This window comes from Mycobacterium sp. E3247 (assembly GCF_001667785.1).
Lineage (GTDB): Bacteria > Actinomycetota > Actinomycetes > Mycobacteriales > Mycobacteriaceae > Mycobacterium.
Window position 1 is genome coordinate 1 of sequence record NZ_LZJG01000481.1, and the last position, 1,076, is coordinate 1,076.

The following is a 1,076-nucleotide window of genomic DNA, read 5'->3' on the forward strand; positions in this document are numbered from 1 at the left end:
TCCCTAACCCAGCTCGCGGATCTGGGCATCGAGGTGAAGATCGCTACCGGTGACAACGCGCGGGTGGCCGAAAAGGTGTGCGCCGACTTGGGTTTGGCCTCAAAGGGAACCATCACCGGCGCGGAGATGGAACAATTCGGCGACGAAGAATTCGAGCACGCCGCACAGAATTACACCATCTTCGCCCGCATCTCGCCGGAGCAGAAGGCGCGGCTCATCACCGCGGCGCGGCGCACCGGCCGATCGGTGGGGTTCCTCGGCGATGGAGTCAACGACGCGCTGGCTCTGCATGCCGCCGACGTCGGGATCTCCGTCGACAGCGCCACCGACGTGGCCAAGGACGCCGCCGACGTGGTGCTGCTGGAGAAGGACCTCGGTGTGTTGGCCACCGGCGTCGCCGAGGGCCGGCGCATATTCGCCAACACCATCAAGTACGTGCTGATGGGCACGTCGAGCAACTTCGGGAACATGTTCAGCGCCGCGGCCGCATCGGCCCTGCTGCCGTTCCTGCCGATGCTGCCCAGCCAGATCCTGCTGAACAACCTGTTATACGACTCCTCGCAGCTGGCGATCCCCACCGACAGGGTCGACGCCGAGCAGCTGCACGCGCCGTCGCACTGGAACGTCGCGTTCATCCGCCGGTTCATGCTGATCTTCGGACCGATCAGCTCGCTGTTCGACTTCCTGACGTTCGGGTTGATGCTGGGCGTGCTGCACGCCGGCGCGATCGAGTTCCGCACCGGGTGGTTCGTGGAATCGCTTGCGACGCAGACGCTGATCATCTTCGCGATCCGCACCCGCAAGGTGCCATTTCTGCGCAGCAGGCCCGGCGCTCTGCTTTCGGTCACGCTGATGTCAGTGGACGTGATCGGCATCGCGCTGACCGTCACGCCGCTTGGCCGCAAACTGGGCTTCACCCCGCTGCCATGGCAGTTTTACGTGGCGCTGGCCATGTTCATCGTCGTCTATCTGGTGCTCGTGGACCTGACCAAGAAGGTGTTCTACAGCGAGCCGATGCGGGTGTTCGGCCAGCCCTACCGCACCCGGGGTCTGCATCACCGCATTCAGCGGCGCGC

At 64.7% G+C, this 1,076-nt stretch carries 1 protein-coding gene; it reads left to right on the forward strand.

What is annotated here, in order from left to right; translation table 11 throughout:
• A partial coding sequence (locus tag A9X04_RS23400) for an HAD-IC family P-type ATPase (RefSeq protein ID WP_156764506.1) occupies window positions 1–1,076 on the forward strand: 1,076 nt, incomplete at both ends.